At 73.4% G+C, this 18,694-nt stretch carries 15 protein-coding genes; 1 reads left to right on the top strand and 14 read right to left on the bottom strand.

The window, feature by feature from the left end:
- Positions 1–185: 185 nt before the first annotated feature.
- Complete coding sequence (locus tag AC3IYI_RS30645; RefSeq protein WP_489406717.1) at positions 186–1,652, top strand: alpha/beta hydrolase family protein; 1,467 nt, start codon at positions 186–188, stop codon at positions 1,650–1,652.
- Positions 1,653–1,824: 172 nt separating this feature from the next.
- On the opposite strand, the gene AC3IYI_RS30640 is transcribed toward AC3IYI_RS30645, so the two are convergent.
- The 14 genes from AC3IYI_RS30640 to AC3IYI_RS30575 all read right to left on the bottom strand — a co-directional run bounded on the left by AC3IYI_RS30640 (position 1,825) and on the right by AC3IYI_RS30575 (position 18,646).
- Positions 1,825–2,850, bottom strand: a complete 1,026-nt coding sequence (locus AC3IYI_RS30640; RefSeq protein WP_489406716.1) for an ABC transporter ATP-binding protein — start codon at positions 2,848–2,850, stop codon at positions 1,825–1,827.
- Positions 2,847–3,881 (bottom strand): ABC transporter ATP-binding protein, encoded by a 1,035-nt coding sequence (locus AC3IYI_RS30635; protein WP_489406715.1) that lies wholly within the window; start codon positions 3,879–3,881, stop codon positions 2,847–2,849. Before AC3IYI_RS30635 ends, AC3IYI_RS30640 begins: the two co-directional genes overlap by 4 nt.
- Positions 3,881–4,867 carry an ABC transporter permease gene (locus AC3IYI_RS30630; RefSeq protein ID WP_243331502.1) on the bottom strand — a complete coding sequence of 329 codons (987 nt, stop codon included), beginning with the start codon at positions 4,865–4,867 and terminating at the stop codon, positions 3,881–3,883. Before AC3IYI_RS30630 ends, AC3IYI_RS30635 begins: the two co-directional genes overlap by 1 nt.
- Entirely contained in the window at positions 4,864–5,835 is a 972-nt protein-coding gene (locus tag AC3IYI_RS30625) for an ABC transporter permease (RefSeq protein WP_489406714.1), read from the bottom strand. The genes AC3IYI_RS30630 and AC3IYI_RS30625 overlap by 4 nt, the downstream gene beginning before the upstream one ends.
- A 2-nt stretch (positions 5,836–5,837) precedes the next feature.
- A complete protein-coding gene (locus tag AC3IYI_RS30620) occupies positions 5,838–7,589 on the bottom strand; it encodes an ABC transporter substrate-binding protein (protein WP_489406713.1) in 1,752 nt (583 codons plus the stop codon).
- 199 nt (positions 7,590–7,788) lie between these two features.
- A complete protein-coding gene (locus tag AC3IYI_RS30615; RefSeq protein ID WP_489406712.1) occupies positions 7,789–8,499 on the bottom strand; it encodes a GntR family transcriptional regulator in 711 nt (236 codons plus the stop codon).
- A gap of 74 nt (positions 8,500–8,573) precedes the next feature.
- A complete protein-coding gene (locus tag AC3IYI_RS30610) occupies positions 8,574–9,533 on the bottom strand; it encodes an ornithine cyclodeaminase family protein (RefSeq protein ID WP_489411737.1) in 960 nt (319 codons plus the stop codon).
- Positions 9,534–9,556: 23 nt separating this feature from the next.
- The gene (locus AC3IYI_RS30605; protein ID WP_489406711.1) at positions 9,557–10,588 is read right to left on the bottom strand and encodes a proline racemase family protein; all 1,032 of its coding nucleotides are present in this window, start codon (positions 10,586–10,588) and stop codon (positions 9,557–9,559) included.
- Complete coding sequence (locus AC3IYI_RS30600) at positions 10,585–11,589, bottom strand: proline racemase family protein (RefSeq protein ID WP_489406710.1); 1,005 nt, start codon at positions 11,587–11,589, stop codon at positions 10,585–10,587. Before AC3IYI_RS30600 ends, AC3IYI_RS30605 begins: the two co-directional genes overlap by 4 nt.
- Positions 11,590–11,609: 20 nt before the next feature.
- Positions 11,610–12,539 carry a dihydrodipicolinate synthase family protein gene (locus AC3IYI_RS30595; protein ID WP_489406709.1) on the bottom strand — a complete coding sequence of 310 codons (930 nt, stop codon included), beginning with the start codon at positions 12,537–12,539 and terminating at the stop codon, positions 11,610–11,612.
- 112 nt (positions 12,540–12,651) lie between these two features.
- The gene (locus AC3IYI_RS30590) at positions 12,652–14,046 is read right to left on the bottom strand and encodes an FAD/NAD(P)-dependent oxidoreductase (RefSeq protein ID WP_489406708.1); all 1,395 of its coding nucleotides are present in this window, start codon (positions 14,044–14,046) and stop codon (positions 12,652–12,654) included.
- Positions 14,027–14,362, bottom strand: a complete 336-nt coding sequence (locus tag AC3IYI_RS30585) for a (2Fe-2S)-binding protein (RefSeq protein WP_489406707.1) — start codon at positions 14,360–14,362, stop codon at positions 14,027–14,029. The genes AC3IYI_RS30590 and AC3IYI_RS30585 overlap by 20 nt, the downstream gene beginning before the upstream one ends.
- A 630-nt stretch (positions 14,363–14,992) precedes the next feature.
- Complete coding sequence (locus tag AC3IYI_RS30580) at positions 14,993–16,141, bottom strand: NAD(P)/FAD-dependent oxidoreductase (RefSeq protein WP_489406706.1); 1,149 nt, start codon at positions 16,139–16,141, stop codon at positions 14,993–14,995.
- A 48-nt stretch (positions 16,142–16,189) separates the two neighbouring features.
- Positions 16,190–18,646, bottom strand: a complete 2,457-nt coding sequence (locus AC3IYI_RS30575; RefSeq protein WP_489406705.1) for a collagenase — start codon at positions 18,644–18,646, stop codon at positions 16,190–16,192.
- Between the last annotated feature and the right edge of the window lie 48 nt (positions 18,647–18,694).

The following is an 18,694-nucleotide window of genomic DNA, read 5'->3' as shown; positions in this document are numbered from 1 at the left end:
CCCTGCCGGGGTACGACCGCAGGAGGAGGCCCACCCCCTCCCCCGGTCGCAGAGCGGCCGCCGGACGGGCGTGAGCGGTTGCCACTCCGGTCGCACCGCGGCCCGCCCGGGTTGCGACCGGAGTGGCAACCGGCGGCGACCCGGGGCCGATGCGGCGGCGCGGACCCGGCGTCGAGCATGGCCGGGTGACCGAAACCATCACGGGGCTGTCGATGTCCCTTCCGGAAGTCCTCGTCCTGCTGGGTGCCCTCGCGCTGGTGGCGGCTCGCTGGCTCCCCCCGGCCGCCCGCCGGCCCGTCACGACCGGGGCGGCGGCGGTGCTCGTGGCGTCCGCGACCGTGCTGGGCGTGGTGGGGATCCGCTGGCAGCTGCTGCCGGTCCTGGGCGGCGCCGCCCTGGCGTCGGCGTTCGCCCTCCCGCCCCTGCTGCGACGCAGGTCCGGCCGACCGGCGTGGCGGGCCCGCTGGTGGCTGGCCCTGCCGGGATCGCTGGCCTGCGCCGGCCTGATCGCCATGGGCCCGGTGGCGGCCTGGGCCTTCCCCGTGCCCGAGTTCCCCGAGCCGTCGGGCGGCTTCGCGGTCGGCACCCGGGTGGTGCAGTGGACCGACCCGCTCCGCCCCGAGAGCTTCACCGCCGATCCGGACGACCGGCGCACGGTGGTGGCCCAGCTCTGGTACCCCGCGCAGAAGAGCCCCGCCGGCACCCGGCGGGCCCAGTACCTGGGACGCACGGAGCAGGAGGCGCGCACCGTCGCCGAGGCCCTCGCCGGCGGGGTCGGTCTGCCCGGCTTCCTGGTCGACGGCGTCCCGCGGGCTCGCAGCCGTGCGGTCGTCGACGCCCCGGTGGCCGGTGGGGGAGAACGGTTCCCGGTCGTCCTGTTCTCCCCGGGGTCGGGCGGGGTGCGGACCCAGAACACCGCCTGGGCGGAGGAGCTGGCCGGCCACGGCTACCTGGTCGCCGCCCTCGACCACCCGTACGACTCCGCCGTCGTCCTTCTCGCAGACGGCCGCACGATCCGCGCCACGACCGCCTCCAGCGGGGACCGGGACCGGGACGAGGAGCTGGCGGCGGGCTGGACCGCCGTCCGGGCCGCCGACCTCGGCTTCGTCCTCACCCAGCTGGAACGGCTGGACCGGGGCGAGAGTGCCGACCCGCTGACCGGACGCCTGGACACCGGCCGCGCCGCGGTGGCCGGCCACTCCCTGGGCGGTGCCGCCGCCCTGCAGGCGGCCCGGCAGGACCGCCGGTTCGGCGCCGTCGTCGACCTGGACGGCTACCCCCACGGCCCCACCGCGCCCGCCCTCGAGCAGCCGGCGCTCGCGCTCACCCAGGAGATCACCGCCGGCACCGACCCGCGCTACCTGCCCCGCCTCACCGACGCCCTCGAGCACAGCACCGCGACGAGCTACCGGCTTGCCGTCCCCGGCGCCGGGCACCTCACCTTCACGGACGGCCCGCTCTACCTGCCGCCGGTGCCCTCGATCGTCGGCACCCTGGGCCGCACCGAGAGCCCGCGCGTCGTCGCCGGAGCCACCCTCGCCTTCCTGGACGCCGTCCTGCGAGGCCGCCCCGGCGACCCGGCCGAAACCCTCCGGGCCTACGGGAAGGTCTACACGGTCTCCCCATCAGGGCGCGGGGAACTGCGAGGCTGACCCCGTGATGGGCCGCACACGCGCCTGGGACTTCCTCAGGCGGGCGTGGCGGTGGCCCGGCCCCCAAGCCGGGCCACCGCCACCGGAACGACGGGAGGGCCCCGGGGCGAGATCATCGCTCCGGGGCCCTCCCTGTGCCCGGGTTCCCCGCCGGTCCCCCGGGCGTCCGCGGCTACGCCATGTGGCAGGCCACCTCACGGGAGGCGACCGTCCGCAGCAGCGGCCGTTCGGTGCGGCAGATCTCCTGCGCCACGGGGCACCTGGGGTGGAAGGTGCAGCCGGGGGGCGGGGCGGCCGGACTCGGCGGATCGCCGAGCAGCACGATCCGCTCGCGCCGCCGCTCCGCCGCCGGGTCGGGCAGCGGTACGGCGGACAACAGCGCCCTGGTGTACGGGTGCTGGGGGTTCTCGTAGAGCGACTTCTTGTCGCCCATTTCCACGATCCGGCCGAGGTACATGACGGCGACCCGGTCGCTGACCCGTTTGACGACCGAGAGGTCGTGCGCGATGAACACGTAGGCCAGGCCCAGTTCGGCGCGCAGCCGCTCCATCAGGTTGACGATCTGCGCCTGGACGGAGACGTCGAGCGCCGAGACCGGTTCGTCGGCGATGATCAGCCGGGGACTGGTGGCGAGCGACCGGGCGATGCCGATGCGCTGCGCCTGGCCGCCGGAGAACTCGTGCGGATAGCGGTCGATGTGCTCCGGGATCAGTCCGACGAGCTCCATCAGCTCGGCGGCCCGGCGGCGGGCATCCGCCGCGCCCGAGCCCTGGACCAGCAGCGGGTCGGAGATGATCCGGGCCACCGTCTGGCGGGGGTTGAGGGAGGAGTGCGGGTCCTGAAAGACCATCTGCAGGTTCCGGCGCAGGGGACGCAGGGCTCTCTGGGAGAGCCGGCTGATGTCCTTGCCGTCGAACTCAACGCTCCCGGAGGTCGGTTCCAGCAGCCGGACCAGCATCCGCCCGGTGGTGGACTTGCCGCAGCCCGATTCCCCTACGAGGCCCAGGGTCCGGCCGGCCTCCAGGTCGAAGGAGACTCCGTCGACGGCACGCACGGGCGCCCCCCGGCGCCCGGTCGCGCTCCGCTTGCCGGGGAAGGACATCGTGAGGTCGCGGACCCGCAGCAGCGGGGGCGGGGTCTCGCCGCGGGCCGCCGGGACCCGGTCGGTGCGCGAGCCCGTCTCGTTCGTGGTGGTCATCGGGTCACCTCCCGGGCGGCGCCGGCGAAGTGGCAGGCGGACTCGCGGCCGGCGTCGCCGTACGGACGCAGTTCCGGCCGTACCGTGGCACAGCGCTCGCGTTCCGCGTCCTCGGCCGCGGCGGCCACGGGGCAGCGCGGGGCGAAGGCGCACCCCGGGGCCGGGGCGAGCAGGGAGGGCGGGGAGCCGGGGATGGCCCGCAGCGGCTCGTCGTCGGCGTCGTCCAGCCGGGGCAGGGAGTCCAGGAGCCCCCGGGTGTAGGGGTGCGCCGGGTCGGCGAACAGGTCGTCGACCGGGGCCTGTTCGGCGGCCCGGCCGCCGTACATGACGAGTACCTCGTGGGCGACCCGGGCGACCACGCCCAGATCGTGAGTGATCATCACGACGCCGAGTCCGCGCTCCTGCTGGAGCCCGGCGATCAGCTCCAGGATCTGCGCCTGCACGGTGACGTCGAGGGCGGTGGTGGGCTCGTCGGCGATGAGCAGGTCGGGTTCGCAGGCCAGCGCCATGGCGATCATCGCGCGCTGGCGCATGCCGCCGGAGAACTGGTGCGGGTACTCCCCCGCCCGGCGAGCGGGTTCGGGGATGCCGACCTCGCCGAGCATGTCGACGGCGCGCCGTTTCGCGGCGGCCCGGCCGGCCCGGAAGTGGACCCGGAAGTGCTCGGCGATCTGCTCGCCGACCGTGTAGTAGGGGTGCAGGCTGGACAGCGGGTCCTGGAAGATCATGGCCATCTTGCGGCCGCGCAGCTTGGAGAGCTCCTTCTCGGTCTTGGTGGTCAGCTCCTGTCCGTCCAGGGCGATGGAACCGCCGATCTCGGCGCCCCGGTGCAGGCCCATGACGGCGAGGGAGGTGACGGACTTGCCCGAGCCGGACTCGCCGACGATGCCGAGCGTGCGGCCGGCCTCGACGGTGAAGCCGAGGGAGTCGACGGCGCGTACGGTGCCGCGAGGGGTGGTGAACGTGACGTGCAGGTCCCGGACTTGGAGCAGGGGGGCCGTGGGGGCCGCGGCTTCGGGAGGAGGAGCCATCAGTACCTCACCCTCGGGTCGATGACGGCGTACAGGAGGTCGACGGCGAGGTTCGCGACGACGATGAAGAAGGCGGCCAGCAGGGTGACCCCGAGCACCACGGGCTGGTCCGAGCTGACCAGGGCCCCGTAGAACAGCCTCCCGATGCCCGGGAGTCCGAAGATGGACTCGGTGATGACGGCTCCGGCGAGCAGGCCGCCGAGGTCCATGCCGAAGATGGTGAGGATCGGGGTCATCCCGGAGCGCAGTCCGTGTTTGACCACGACGGTGCGCTCGGGCATTCCCTTGGCGCGGGCGGTGCGGATGTACGGCTCGGCCATCGCTTCGATCATCGAACCGCGGCTCTGGCGGGCGTACATGGCGGCGTAGAGCAGGGCGAGCGCGGTCCAGGGCAGCAGCAGGTTGCTCGCCCAGCCCAGGGGGTTGTCGGTGAAGGCCTGGTAGGTGGGGTAGGGCAGGAGCCCGGCGATCCGGATGACTCCGTAGATGAGCATCACGGAGGTGAAGTACACGGGCAGGGAGGCGGCGGCGACCGCGCCGACCATGAGGGCCTTGTCCGTGGCCGTGTCCTTGCGCAGGGCGGCGGTGACTCCCGCGCCGAGTCCGAGGACGAGCCAGAGGGCGGCGGCGCCGACGGCGAGGGAGGCGGAGACCGGGAGCCGGTCCATCAGCAGGTCCCACACGGGCAGGGAGTTCTCGTAGGAGTAGCCCAGGCAGGGGAAGTCGCACTGGACGGCGTACTGGCCGGTGCCGAGGGTGCGTCCGGTGAAGATCCCGGTGAGGAAGTCGCCGAACTGCCGCCACAACGGCTGGTCGAGGCCGAGGTACGCGCGTACGTCGGCCAGCCGCTCGGCGCTGCAGGTCTTGCCGCAGGCGGCCGCGGCCGGGTCGGAGGGGAGCACGTAGAAGATGAGGAAGGTGACGGCGGCGATGGCCAGGAGGACGCCGGCGAGGGCGAGCAGCCGGCGCGCGAGGTAGAGGATCACGTGCGGCCGCCCCTCGGGTCGAGGATGTCGCGCAGGGCGTCGCCGAGCAGGGTGAAGGCGAGGACCGCGAGGAAGAGGAAGAGGCTGGGGATGACGAAGTACATGGGGTCGGTCTCGTAGAAGGCCACGGACTCGGCGATCATCTGGCCCCAGGAGGGGGTGGGCGGGCGCACGCCCACGCCGAGGTAGCTGAGCGCGGCCTCGGTGCTGATCATGCCGGGGATGAGCAGGGTGGTGTAGGCGATGACCGGGCCGGAGACCCCCGGGAGGATGTCGCGGGTCAGGATCCGCCAGGCGCTCGCCCCGCCGACGCGGGCGGCGTCCACGTACTCGCGGTGTTTGAGCGAGAGGGCCTGGCCGCGGACGACGCGGGCGACACCGGGCCAGCCGAAGACGCCGATGACCGCGGTCATCAGGACGATGCGGTTGACGTCCTTGGCCACCGACAGCATCGCGATCATGAAGATGAGCGACGGGAAGGACATCGTCAGGTCCATCAGCCGGGACAGGACGGCGTCGGTGCGGCCGCCGAAGTAGCCGGCGGCGATTCCGGCGGCGGTGCCCGTCACGACCACGATGGCGGTGGCGGCGAACGCGATGAGGAGCGAGACCTGGGCGCCGTGGACGACGCGGGCGAACAGGTCGCGGCCGCTGACGGGTTCCACGCCGAGCCAGTGCTCGGAGCTGATCCCGCCGAAGGAGCCGAGCGGCTGGCCGCCGAGGTAGGGGTCGATGGCGGACTTGTCGAACTCGTCCGGGGACCAGCCGCCCAGCGCGCCCAGCCAGGGGGCGGTGACGGCCATCAGGACGAAGAGGAGGACGACACAGAGGCTGACGCGGACGGCGGGGCGGCGGCGGAGTTCCCGCCGGGCGAGCTGCCAGGGGCTGCTGCCCGGAGGGATCTCCTTGGCCGCCGCCGCGTCCGCCGCCTCCGGGGAGCCGGGGTCGGCGGCGAGGGCGGCGGTCATGATCAGCCCTGGCCCTGGCTCTTGGCCGGGTCCTTGAGGCCGATGGTGGCGTAGTCGAGCTGGCCGACCCAGACGGGGTGGCCGAAGGCGCCGGCGATGTTGGTGCCGACGAGCAGCGGCTTGCGCTCCAGCAGGACGGGGACGGCCGGGGACTTCTTCATGATCTCGGCGTCGAGGTCGATCCAGGCCTGGTTGGCCTGCTTGGGGTCGGCCATGGCGTTGATCTCGTCGATCCGCTTCATTGTGGCGTCGTCGCGGAACTGCGCGTAGTTGCCCGAGTTGCCCTTGGCCTTGATGGTGCGGCCGTCGAAGACGAAGGGCAGGAAGGTGGAGCCGGAGGGGTAGTCGGGGCACCAGCCGGACAGGACGAGGTCGGGGGCGGTGGTGGTGTCGCCGATGACGTCGTAGTAGGCGCCCGGGTCGACGGTGTCGATGACCACCTCGACGCCCGCGCGGGCCAGGCCCTGCTGGATGGCCTCCGCCTTGCCCTTGTCCCCGGTGGAGACGGCCAGGGAGACCTTCAGGGTCTCCTTGCCCGCGGCCTTGAGGAGCTCCTTGGCCTTGGCGGGGTCGCCGGCCGGCGCGATCTTCAGGGTGTCGGCCTGCTTGCCGCCGGAGAGGGCCGGCGGCAGGTAGGCGGTGGCGACCTCGTTGAGGGCCGGGCCGCCGCCCGCGGTGACCACGGCCTCCTTGTCGACGGCGTACTTCAGGGCCTCGCGGACCTTCGGGTCGTCGAAGGGGGCGCGGGAGTTGTTCATCTGGAGCATCTCGGTACAGCCCTGGGACTCGGCCAGCAGCCGCGACTTGATCTCCGGCTTGGGCAGCACCTTGGGGGCGCTCTCGGGCCGCATGTCGGACCACTGGACGGAGGAGGCGTCGGCGCCCTCCCCGGCGATGATCCGGTCGTCGATCTGGCCGCCCTTGAGGCCCATGACGACCACGAACTTGTCGGGGTAGGCCTTGCGGACGGTGTCGGTCTTGGCGTCCCAGTGCTCGTTGCGGACCAGGACCAGCTTCTTGTCGCGGTCGTACGACTCGATCTTGTACGGGCCGGAGGAGAACGGGCGGGCGTCGTACTGCGTGCCCTTCTCCTGCGACGCGGGGACCGGGGCGAAGGTGGGCAGGGTCGCGGTCGCGGAGAACTCGGCGACGGGCCGCTTCAGTTCGAAGACGATCGTGCGGTCGTCGGGGGTCTTGACGGAGTCGAGGTGCTTGCCCTGGAGCGGGCCCTTGTAGCCCTCGGCGCCGGCGAGGTACTGGGCCGCGTAGTCGGGGCCGCCGGTGAGGTCGGGGGCCATGGAGCGCTCGACGTTGTACTTGATGTCCTGCGCCTTGATGGGCGAGCCGTCCTCGTACTTGACGCCTTCCTTCAGGGTGAAGGTCCAGGTGCGGCCGCCGTTGGAGGCGGTGCCGAGGTCGGTGGCGAGGTCGGGGACGAGCTCGCTGCCGGCCTTGCCCGGTTCGGCCTTGAAGGTGACCAGGGTGCGGTAGAGGAGGCGGGTACCGAAGTCCATGGTCGGCATGACCCAGTTGCGGGCGGGGTCGAGGTGGGAGAAGTCCTGGTTGGACAGGACGGTGATCGTGCCGCCCTTGACGGGGGTCCCGCCGAGGATCTTCCCGTCGTTGGCGGAGGCCGGGTTGGAGGCCCCGGCGCCTGCGGCGGAGCCCTTCTTGGGGTCGGAGCAGCCCGAGGCGCCGAGTGCGAGTGCGGCCACCAGGGCGGTGGCGAGGGCGAGTTGGGTGCGCTTGGTCATGGGTCACTCCAGTGAAGGGCCGCGCTCTATGATGTGACCGGTAACATAGTAATGTGAAATTGTACTGACAAGGGTTTGGACCCACCGTTATCCAGCCGTGTCCAAATCGGGCCGGACGCAAGGGCGTTGGGGCATGCCGAAACACCGGGCGCGCTGCTGCGCTGCCCGGCGTCGAGGGGGCGGGTCCGGCGGCCCCGGGCTAGAGGCCCGAGCCCAGGCGGCCCTTGGTGCGGCCCACCGGTTCGTCGCGGCCCTGGGCCCAGAGGGAGCGGACGTGGCCCAGGTGACGGGTCATGCAGGCTTCGGCCGCCTCCGCGTCGCCGGTGAGCATCAGGTCCAGGAGCTCGATGTGCTCCTCGGCGGAGGAGACCAGCTTGCCGGCCTCGTCCAGGCCCGTCAGGCCGTACAGCCGGGAGCGCTTGCGCAGGTCGCCGACGGTTTCCACCAGGCGGTCGTTGCCCGAGAGGCCGAGGAGGGTGAGGTGGAAGCGGCGGTCGGCCTCCAGGTAGCCGATGAGGTTGTGCTCGCGCGCGCTGGTGACGATCTCCTGCGCGATGGGGCGCAGGGCCTCCAGCGCCTCGGGGCTGGCGATCTTCGTGATCCGGCCGATGGTCGGGACCTCGATCATCGTGCGCAGCTCGGTGTACTGGTCCAGATCGCGCTCGCTGACCTCCGTGATCCGGAAGCCCTTGTTGCGGACCGGTTCCACCAGGCCCTCGCGGGCCAGGTCGAGCATGGCCTCGCGCACCGGGGTGGCCGAGACGCCGAGCTCGGCTGCGAGGCCGGGGGCGGAGTAGACGCTCCCGGGGCGCAGTTCACCCGCTATCAGGGCTGCCCTCAGGGCGTGGCCGACCTGGTCGCGGAGCCGTTCCTGAGCCTTGATGAGACTGTGCTGCTTCAGGTCACCCATAGCATTTCCTCCGAGACCGCTCACACCATCGGCGTGCGGAGGAACAGCGTACAATGTCACGTTGCGCTCGCTCCTCAGTGGACGCCGTTCCCGGCGGCCTCGAACAGGGCCACCGCCACAGCGAGATCTTCCCAGGCCATGCCCACACTCTTGAAGAGCTGTGGACAACTCGGCACTCCCGCACCCGGCATCCGGCCCGCGACCAGGTCGGCCAGGGTGCCGCTGATATGACCGGCGCCGATCATCCCCCAGCTACCGCTGGGGGGACCCCCAGCCTCGGCCTCCGGCACCAGCAGGTCACCCGCCTCCCGCAGAGCCGCCGCACGCGACTCCACGTACACGGCCGCCCGCCGCACCAGCGCCGTGTCCACCTCGCGGGCCTCCGGCTCGTGCGAGCCGACCGCGACCACGGTGGCGCCCGGAGCGATCAGCCTCCCGTCGAAGAGGGGCTCGCGGGAGGTGGTGCAGCAGATCACCAGGTCGGCGTCGGCCACCTCCTGCGCCGCCCCCGGCCGGGCGGGGACGCCCAGCCCCCGCGCGTGCGCCGCCAGCTTCTCCGCGCCGGCGGCGCTGCCCGGTGACCCCGCACGGGCCACGACCACCACCTCCGCCAGCTGCCGCATCGCGTGCACCGCTTCGAGGTGCCCGTACGCCTGCGGTCCCGATCCGAAGACCAGCAGCCGCAGCGGCCGCCCGGCCGGGGCCAGGTGGCGCAGCGCGAGCGCCGAGACGGCCGGGGTGCGCAGGGTGGTCAGCGCCGCCCCGTCGAGCAGGGCGAGGGGGCGCAGGGTGGGCCCGTCGAGGAGGAGGTAGGACCCGGTGATCCGGGGCAGCCCGCGCGCCGGGTTCCCCGGGGCCACCCCGGCGATCTTCACGCCGGCGTAGGCCCCGGTGGCGGCCGGCATCAGCAGCAGCTCCCCGCCGCCCGGCACCGGCAGGGCGCTGCGCGGCGGGCAGGTCTCCGGGTCCAGCCCGGCCAGCAGTACGCCCGCCAGCGCGTCCGCGGCGGCGGCCGGGGTCAGCAGACCGGCCATGTCGGCGCCCGACAGCTGGGGGATCAAAGGAGGAACCCCGTGCCGAGCGCGTCCTGCGGGTCGACGCTGAAGAGGTGTTCGCCCGTGCGGTACGCCGTACCGGTGACCTCCGTGACCACGCCGTCGGCCACCCGCGCGGCGACGCGGCCCGTGAACACCGTGCCCACGACCGACTCGTGCAGCAGGTCGTCCCCCTCCCCCAGCCGCCCGTCCTCGGCCAGCAGCGCGAGCCGCGCCGAGGTGCCGGAGCCGCAGGGCGAGCGGTCGATCTGCCCGTCGGCGAAGACGGTGACGTTGCGCTGGTGCGGCCCGAAGGGGGTGTCGGGGAGGTCCTCGTACAGGGTCACCCCGTACACCCCGGACAGCAGGGGCCCGTCCGGGTGCCAGGTCCCGGGGTGGGTGGCGAGGGCGGCCCGGATCTCCTTCCCGGCGCGCACGAGCTCCGGCAGCGACGCCAGGGTCACGTCGAGGCCGAGGTCCCGGGCGGGCAGGGAGGCGTAGCAGGCCCCGGCGTGCGCGATGTCCACCTCGGCCATGCCGAGGGTGGTGGCGACGGGCACCTTGCGGGCGCTGGTGCGTGCCGGAACGTTGCGGAAGGTGACCCCGGTGGTGCGGCCCCCGGAGCGGTGCACGGTCGCGCCGACCCGCCCCGAGGGCACGTCGATCCGTACCTGGACGTCCCCGTCGTCCGGGGCGGCGACCCGGCCGGTGTCCACGGCCCAGGCGCCCAGCGCCATGGTGCCGTGGCCGCAGGCGGTCGAGTAGCCGTCCTTGTGCCAGAACAGCACCCCGAAGTGGGCCCCGTCGTCGTCGGGCGGGACCACGAAGCCCCCGTACATCCCGGCGTGCCCGCGCGGCTCCTGCACGAGGAGCCGCCGTACGTCGTCCAGGGCTCCGCGCCGGGGGGCCGTGCCCGATCCCCCCGGTCCGATGGCGGTGGCACAGCGCTCGGCGACGGTGTCCCCGGGCACGGGCGGGGCGCCCCCGGTGGTGAGATCGACGATGCGGAAGGGCTCGCCCGCGGTGTGGTAGTCCACGGTTCGTACGACGGTCACAGCAGGAACCCTCCGGGGAACGGGTCGGACGGGTCGAGGAAGTACTGGGCGGTGCCGGTGATCCAGGCCCGGCCGGTGACGGTGGGCACGAAGGCCGGGCGGCCGCCCACCGTGGTCTCCGCTACGAGACGGCCGGTGAACTCGGTGCCGATGAAGGACTCGTTGACGAAGTCCGTGTCCAGGGGCAGGAGTCCGCGTGCGTGCAGCTGCGCCATGCGCGCGCTGGTCCCCGTACCGCACGGCGAGCGGTCGAACCAGCCCGGGTGGATGGCCATCGCGTGCCGGGAGCGGCGGGCGTCGGAGCCGGGGGCCGCGAGGTAGACGTGCTTGACCCCGCCGAAGGAGGGGTTCTCGGGGTGGACGGGCCGGTCCGGGGAGGCGTTGATCGCCTCCATGACGGCCAGTCCGGCGGCGAGCAGGTCGTCCCCGCGCTCCCGGTCGAAGGGCAGGCCCAGCGCGTCGAGTTCGACGAAGGCGTAGAAGTTGCCGCCGTAGGCGAGGTCGTAGGTGACCGTGCCGTATCCGGGGACCTCGGCCTTGAGGTCGAGGCCGACGCAGAAGGCGGGGACGTTGGTGAAGGTGGCGGCGGTGGCCGCCCCGTCCTCGACGCGGACGTCGACCTTGACCAGCCCGGCCGGGGTGTCGAGCCGGACGGTGGTGACCGGCTCGACGACGGGCACCATGCCGGTCTCCACCAGGACGGTGGCGACCCCGATGGTGCCGTGCCCGCACATGGGGAGCAGGCCCGACACCTCGATGTAGAGCACGCCGAAGTCGGCGTCGGGACGGGTCGGGGGCTGCAGGATGGCGCCGCTCATCGCGGAGTGGCCGCGCGGCTCGTACATGAGCAGGGTCCGGAGGTGGTCCAGGTGCTCGATGAAGTGGAGCCGCTTGTCGGCCATGGTGGCGCCGGGGATCACCCCGACTCCCCCGGTGATCACCCGGGTGGGCATGCCCTCGGTGTGCGAGTCCACCGCGTGGTAGATGTTTCGGGTGCGCATCAAGTCCCCCTCGGACTGAGTTAGTTGAGACCCTCGGCGAGTGCCTTCTCGGTGGCGGCGCGGACGCCGGCCTCGATCTCGCCGGTGAGCGGGAAGCGGGGCGGGCGGGTGGGACCGCCGGGGCGGCCGGCCAGGTCCATGGAGAGCTTGATGGCCTGGACGAACTCGGTCTTGGAGTCCCAGCGCAGCAGCGAGTGAAGGGACTTGTAGAGCGGCAGGGCGGTGTCGAGGTCTCCCGCGACGGCGGCGCGGTAGAGGGTGGCGCAGGCCTGCGGGAGCGCGTTGGGGTAGCCGGCGATCCAGCCCACGGCTCCGGCCAGCGCCAGCTCGAGGAGGACGTCGTCGGCGCCGATCAGCAGATCCAGCCCCGGGGCGAGTTCGGCGATCTCGTAGGCGCGGCGCACGTCGCCACTGAACTCCTTGACGGCGACGATGGAGCCGTCGGCGTGCAGCCGGGCCAGCAGGGCCGGGACGAGGTCCACCTTGGTGTCGATGGGGTTGTTGTAGGCGACCACGGGCACGCCGGCGCGGGCGACCTCGGCGTAGTGGGCGCGTACGGTGTCCGCGTCGGCCCGGAAGGCGTTGGGCGGCAGCAGGAGTACGGATCCGGCGCCGGCCTCGGCGGCCTGCTCGGCCCAGCGGAGGGATTCGGCGCTGCCGTAGGCGGCGACTCCGGGCATCACGCGGGCGCCGTCACCGGCGGCCTCGACGGCGGTGCGGACGACGCGGGCGCGCTCCTCGTCGGTGAGGGTCTGGTACTCGCCGAGGGAGCCGTTGGGGACGACGCCGTCACAGCCGTTGGCGATCAGCCAGGCCACGTGTTCGGCGTAGGCGTCGTAGTCGACGCTCAGGTCCTCCCGCAGGGGCAGGGTGGTGGCGACCATGATGCCGTGCCAGGGGCGGGTGCGGGTGTCCGTGCCAGCGGGCGCGGGGGTGTGCGCGTGGGTCATGAGAGTGCTCCCTAGGGTGATGTGTGACATTTTACTAGTGGGTATGACGTGGCCACAAGAGGTGCGGCCGCCCTGTCGGCGATGCCGTCGGGGAAGTTCGCAGGGAAGCGCCTCAGTGAGGCGGTTCGGCGGGAAGCGCGGCGAGGTGGCGCAGGGGGACCGGGCAGGACAGCGGCCTGCGGTCGGGGGCGGGGTCGGTCCCCGCGAGTGCGGCCACGGCCGGGCCGCAAATCCGGCCCTGGCACCAGCCCATCCCGGCCCGGGTGAGGAGTTTGACCGTACGCGCGTCCCGTGCGCCCAGGTCTTCGACGGCCTCCCGGATCCGGCCCGCCGGGACCTCCTCGCAGCGGCACACGTCGGTGTCCTCGCGCAGCCAGCCGGTCCAGCCGGGGCCCGGACGGTGCGCGTCGGCCATCGCGGCGGCGAACGCGCGCAGCCTCGTACGGGTACGGACCAGGCGCGCCGGAACCGGCCGGCCCGCGACCGAATGGGCGGCGATCTCCCCTTCGGCCAGGGCCAGCTGGGCCCCCCCGATGCCGCCGGTCTCACCGGCGGACCAGACCCCGGGAACGGAGGTGCGCTGCTCCGCGTCCAGTTCCAAAACCACGGTGGCGTCCGGGCTCGGGCGGGTGGCGCAGCCGAGACCGGTGGCCAGCTCCAACTGGGGCACGAGCCCGTGGCCGACGGCCACGGCGTCGCAGGGGATGCGGCGGGCGGTGCCGGGAACCGGGCGCCAGTCGCGGTCGAGGCGGGCCACGGTGACGGCCTCGACCCGGTCGGTGCCGTGGGCCTCGGTGACGGCGTGCCGGGTGAGCAGGCGCACCCGGTGGCGGAGCAGGGCCCCGCCGTACGTGGCGCCTTCGGCGAGCTTGCCGGGGTTGCGGAGCAGGGCGGGGACGTGGCGCACGTAACCGCTGTAGGCGGCGGCCTCCACGACCACAGGCACCCGGGCTCCGGCGGAGGCCAGCGAGCCGGCCACGGCGAGCAGCAGGGGCCCGCTCCCGGCGACGACGACCCGGCTGCCCGGGAGCACGAGCCCGCCCTTGAGCATGGCCTGCGCCCCGCCGGCCCCGACGACCCCGGGCAGGGTCCAGCCAGGGAAGGGCAGCTGGCGCTCATAGGCGCCGGTGGCGAGCAGGACGGCGCCGGCCCGGACCGTGGCGGGGGCCTCGTCGGGCCCGGCGACGGCGTGCAGGGTCCATGCAGCACCAACGGGGTCCGGGGTGACGGTCCAGACGTGGTGGTAGGGCAGGTACGTGATCCGGCCGGCCGATACATGGGCGCGCAGGGCGGCTTCACGCTCGGCGAAGGCGGACCATCCGTGGTGCAGGGCCTCGGGGCGGGTCGCGCCGAGTCCGGGCGCGGGGTGGCGGTAGTACTGCCCGCCGGGGCGCTCCCCCGCGTCGAGCAGGGTGACGCGCAGGCCCAGGCCGGCGGCCGTGACCGCGGCGGCGAGGCCGGCGGGGCCGGCACCGACGATGGCGAGGTCAGACGGCGAGGTCGTCATGGCCGGTCCCTTCCTGGGTGGTGACGTGGTCGCCCGGGCGGGCGGGGACGAGGCACGCGCGCTGGTTCGGGCGGCCGTTGACGGTGACGAGGCAGTCGTAGCAGCTTCCGATCCCGCAGAACGCTCCGCGGGGGGTGGCGGTTTCGCGGGTGGTGCGCCAGGCGAGGATGCCGGCGGACCAGAGGACGGCGGCGATGCTCTGTCCGGCTTGGGCCGGGAGCTCGCGGTCGTCGAAGCGGAGGCTCCAGGTCTCCACCGGGGTCCCGCCCACCAGGTCGCGGGGCGACCTTCGCCGCCCCCTCGTAGCTTCGCTCATCGCTTCCGTCCTCCTCGATTCCTCTGACTCGGCACGTTCCGCACCGCGGTTGCTACCCCTGCGGGGCGAAGTCCCCTACCCGCCCTTCCACCATCCCCCAGACTCCGTCCGGGGGGACCCCCAGCCGGGCCGGCCCGGACCCGGTCCTCAAACGCCGGACGGGCTGGAGAGGGGTGCCGGGCTGCGCCCGGACCCCCTGGGGCTCCGCCCCAGACCCCGATCCTCAAACGCCGGACGGCTGAAAGACCAAACCCCGGGCGGCTGAAAAGCCCCACGGGCTCCGCGCCCCAAACGCCGGACGCCTGACACGCCCACCCGTCGGCGGGGCCGGGGGTCGGCCCGGGACGGGGACGGGGGCGGGGTGGGGTGTTGGCCGGGACGTAAAGCGTGATTTGTGGCGCAGGAGCACCCTGCGCCCTGTCAAGGCAGAGCAGAGGGCGCCTAAATCATGCAGTCCAGGCCGACACCCCACCCCGCCCCCGGCACCGGCCCCACCCGCAGCCCCAGCCCCAGCCCCACACACCGCCACGTACAGGCCGACGTCAGCCAAATCCAGCCCCGCCGGCGTTTGAGGCGCAGGGGTCCGGGCACCGGTCCCCGGCAACGGCGCCGCACATGGGCCCCCGGTCATCACCGGGGCTCCGCGAAGCGGGACGGGGTGAAGGGAGCCGGATCCAGCGCGGGGGCCGCACCCGTCAGGAACGACGCGATCAGCACACCCGTCGCCGGTGCCAGCCCGATGCCCGCCCCCTCGTGCCCACAGGCGTGGAACAACCCCGGGAGCCGGGCGTCCGGACCGATCGCCGGGAGGTGGTCCGGCAGGTACGGGCGGAAGCCGTGATAGGTCCGCAGGACCTTCACGTCCGCCAGGACCGGGAAGAGGGCCGCCGCCTGCGCCGCCAACCGGCGCAGCGCCTCCGTCGACAGCGAGCGGTCGAAGCCGACCCGTTCGCGGGTGGCGCCGATCAGGACCGGCCCCGCCGGGGTGCCCTCGACCACCCCGGAGGACTGGAGCGAAGCGGACCCGCTCGCCACGTCCGCGATGTAGTCCGCGGCGTAGACCTTGTGCCGCACCACCCTCGGCAGCGGCTCCGTCACCAGGACGAACCCCCGCCGGGGCAGCACCGGAAGGCTGGCTCCGGCCAGCGCCGCCACCGCCCCGCCCCAGGTGCCGGCGGCGTTGAGCACCGCCGGGGCGAGGAGGTCGCGGCGGGCCGTACGGACCCCGCGCAGCTCGCCCGCCGGGCCGCGGAGCAGCTCCGTGACCTCCTCCCCGAGGTGGAGCTCCACACCCGGCGCCGCGGCCAGCAGCCGCGCCGCCGCCTGGGCCGGCTGGACCTGGGCGTCCTGCGGGTAGAGGAAGCCGCCCGCCAGGTCCGGTGCGAGGTGGGGCTCCAGTTCGCCCAGCTCTCCCGGGCCCACCTCGACCGCGTCGACCCCCACCGCGCGCTGGCCGTCCGCGAAGCCCCGTAGGGCCTTCACGGTGGCCTCGTCCGCGGCGACGACCAGGCCGCCCTTGGACTCGTACTCGACCTCCCTCGGGAGTTCGAGCGCGAGCTCGCGCCAGAGCCGCGCCGAGAGCAGCGCGAGGTCCAGCTCGGGGCCGGCCTCCTTGTCGGAGACGAGCAGGTTGCCTTCGCCGGCGCCGGTGGTGCCGCCGGCGACCGGGCCGCGGTCGACGACGGCCACGCGGAGTCCGGCGCGCGCCGCGTAGTACGCGCAGGCGGCTCCGACGACGCCGGCGCCGATGATCACGAGGTCCGGTGATTGTCTGGGCACGACAGTAATATGTCACATTTCTTTGAGACGGAACAGGACCGGTCGAGGTCAGCCGCGCAGCGGGCCCTCGCAGCTGTAACTCGACGTACCCGCCACCCGGTTGGTCCAGACGTCCAGCGCGCCGAAGGAGCAGTTCATGTCGGCCAGGTTGTTCGAGGCCGCGCCCGCCCGGTCCAGGAGGAAGTAGTCGACCGTCTCGGACATGTCCTTGAAGTTCTGGTCGTCGCTGCGCCAGTCCTTCAGGTTCGCCGTGATCCTGCCGGTACAGGTGAACCGGCGCTTGCCCGGCTCGCCGTTCTCCACGCAGTCCGGGGTGTTGTACGTGGCCGTCGCGAAGGTGGACTTCACATCCGCGAGCGCCGCGTCGCGCAGTTGCGCGTTCGGGGTGAAGGAGGTGTTCGGCACGAACAGCTGGTCGACCTTGGCGATCTGGGCGTCCAGGAACCGGTCGTAGCCGGTCTGGACGGCCGCGTCCCGGCCCATCCGGCTGCGCCAGGCGTCGAAGCCCGCCGGGTCGTCGGCGCGCAGGTACCCGTACATCTCCCGCAGCTTCGAGGGCTGCTCGGTCCACAGGAACTCGAAGAAGGCGCCCGAGTAGCTGTAGAAGCGGAAGCCGTCGTTGGCGTACGTGGCGTGCAGGAGCTGGTCCACCGACATGCGCGGGCCGCCGCCCGCCGTGTCGTTGATGATGCTCTTGACCAGGGACTTGCGTACGGCGATGCCGTTGTCGCGGGTCGCGCCGTCGAAGAACTCGGCGGTGCCCTCGTCCATGGCGGTCGTACGGTCGCCCTGATACCAGGCGCCCTGGCCGAAGGTGCCGGGGACGGCGAAGCGGCCGTTGAGGTAGTGCGTGTACTCGTGGCGGAAGAGCTCTTCCAGGGTGAGCTGGGAGTCCTGCGGGACGCGGCGCTGGTAGGTGTAGAAGGTGGCGCCGTTCTCGATGTAGATGCCGCCGTTGTTGGTGCCGTAGCCGGTGAGGACCGGGTGGTAGTTCACGTAGTCGGCGCGGGAGGCGTAGAGCACGATGTTCAGGGTGGCGTTGGTGTCCCCGGCGATCGGCTGGTCGGTGCCCACCACCCGGTGGTAGTGGGTCTTGACCTGCTTGCTCGCGTAGTAGAGCTGGTCGACGGTGGCCCGGTCGAGGGCGGTGCGGACCTTGATGGCGCCGTTGTCGTACGTGTAGGTGTTCGGGAAGAGCTCCCGCTCGATGTCCTCCTTGCACACCCCGTACGGCTTGCACGCCTGGTAGAAGTTGAGCCAGGAGACGGCCTTCGCCCAGGGCTCGCTGCCGTCGCCGAAGGCGGCCCGGGCCGGGGCGAGGAGCGCGCCGAGGTCGGCGACGGTCCCGTCCCTCAGGCCCGCGATCTGGCCGAAGCGGCCGAACTCGGCGATGGCGTCGCGCGCCACCCAGGCGTTCGCGGTGCCCTTGAGGTGGGCGTACGTCGCGAAGTTCTTGAAGGCGGCGCGGTACGGGGCGTCGGCGGCCGCGGCCGCGTGGAACGCGGTGTCGTTGTTGGACACGCCGAGGTAGTTGACGGAGAGGGCGGCGAGCGCCGCGCCCGCCCAGCCGGTGTCCAGGTGCGTCGCGGTGCGCGACGGGTCCATGGTGGCCAGGACGTCCCCGATCAGGCCGAGCTGGTGGTGACGCAGGCCGGGGGCGGAGCCGGCGTAGAGGGCCTCGCGCAGGGTGCGGGCGTTGGAGGCGGTGGCGTCGAAGGTGCGGGCGGCGCCCGCGAAGGCGGCGATGGCCTGGCGCATGGCGTCGACGGTCGGGGCGTCGGTGACGTCGATCTCGGTGCGGGAGTGGTCGTGGTAGGCCACGGCGTGCAGGTAGGTGAACATCTCCTCCAAGTGGGAGGAGTTCAGGCCGTCGTGGGAGGCGGCCAGGCCGGATATCCGGCGGGAGACGGCCTGCACGTGGGCGTCCGACATGACGGGCGCCAGGCGGGCGTCCCAGGTCCAGATGAGGCCCGAGAGGCAGCCTCCCTTGGCGGCCGTGACGGCCGGATCGGCGAGGAAGTCGGCGAACTGCTCCGGGGTGAGCCCGGTGATCCCGTCGAGGGTGCAGGGGACTCCCGTGGCGACGCCCTGGGCGGACGCGGCGAGCCTGCCGCTCTTCGTGGCGGGCGCGGCGGCGGGCGCGGCGACGGTGGCCGGCTCGGCGACGGCGCCGGGCACCTTGCCGTCGGCGACGGCCCGGCCGCCCGGCGCCTGGCCGCCCGAGGCCTGGCCGCCGGGGGCCGGGGCGGGCGCGGGGGCGGCCGACCGCGCGTCGGCGAGGTGCTCGACCTCGTCGAAGGGGTTCACCCCGGCCTCGGCGCCCGGGGCTCCGCCGAGGGGAGCCGCGGCCGAGCCGGCGAAGGTGCCGGGCGCGGTGGCACCCGTGTCGTTGGCGCGGGCGCCGCTCTCGGCGGCCCGGGTCCCGGCCTGGCCCGCCGTGACGAGGAGGGTGACCGTGACGGCGGCGGAGAGGAGGGACGTGCGCACGACTCTGTGCTGGGACACCAAGAACTCCTGGCTGGGAGGGGCGGTGGGGGAAGGTGCGGAACTGCC

This window comes from Streptomyces sp. GL_148 (assembly GCF_057834205.1).
This window is presented reverse-complemented; position numbering and strand designations above follow the sequence as displayed.

Bases quoted from the DNA above. Each gene is read 5' to 3' on its own strand.
- AC3IYI_RS30640 (WP_489406716.1), bottom strand. From the start codon at position 2,850: ATGACCACCACGAACGAGACGGGCTCGCGCACCGACCGGGTCCCGGCG.
- AC3IYI_RS30635 (WP_489406715.1), bottom strand. From the start codon at position 3,881: ATGGCTCCTCCTCCCGAAGCCGCGGCCCCCACGGCCCCCCTGCTCCAA.
- AC3IYI_RS30625 (WP_489406714.1), bottom strand. From the start codon at position 5,835: ATGACCGCCGCCCTCGCCGCCGACCCCGGCTCCCCGGAGGCGGCGGAC.
- AC3IYI_RS30620 (WP_489406713.1), bottom strand. From the start codon at position 7,589: ATGACCAAGCGCACCCAACTCGCCCTCGCCACCGCCCTGGTGGCCGCA.
- AC3IYI_RS30615 (WP_489406712.1), bottom strand. From the start codon at position 8,499: ATGGGTGACCTGAAGCAGCACAGTCTCATCAAGGCTCAGGAACGGCTC.
- AC3IYI_RS30610 (WP_489411737.1), bottom strand. From the start codon at position 9,533: ATGGCCGGTCTGCTGACCCCGGCCGCCGCCGCGGACGCGCTGGCGGGC.
- AC3IYI_RS30600 (WP_489406710.1), bottom strand. From the start codon at position 11,589: ATGCGCACCCGAAACATCTACCACGCGGTGGACTCGCACACCGAGGGC.
- AC3IYI_RS30595 (WP_489406709.1), bottom strand. From the start codon at position 12,539: ATGACCCACGCGCACACCCCCGCGCCCGCTGGCACGGACACCCGCACC.
- AC3IYI_RS30590 (WP_489406708.1), bottom strand. From the start codon at position 14,046: ATGACGACCTCGCCGTCTGACCTCGCCATCGTCGGTGCCGGCCCCGCC.
- AC3IYI_RS30585 (WP_489406707.1), bottom strand. From the start codon at position 14,362: ATGAGCGAAGCTACGAGGGGGCGGCGAAGGTCGCCCCGCGACCTGGTG.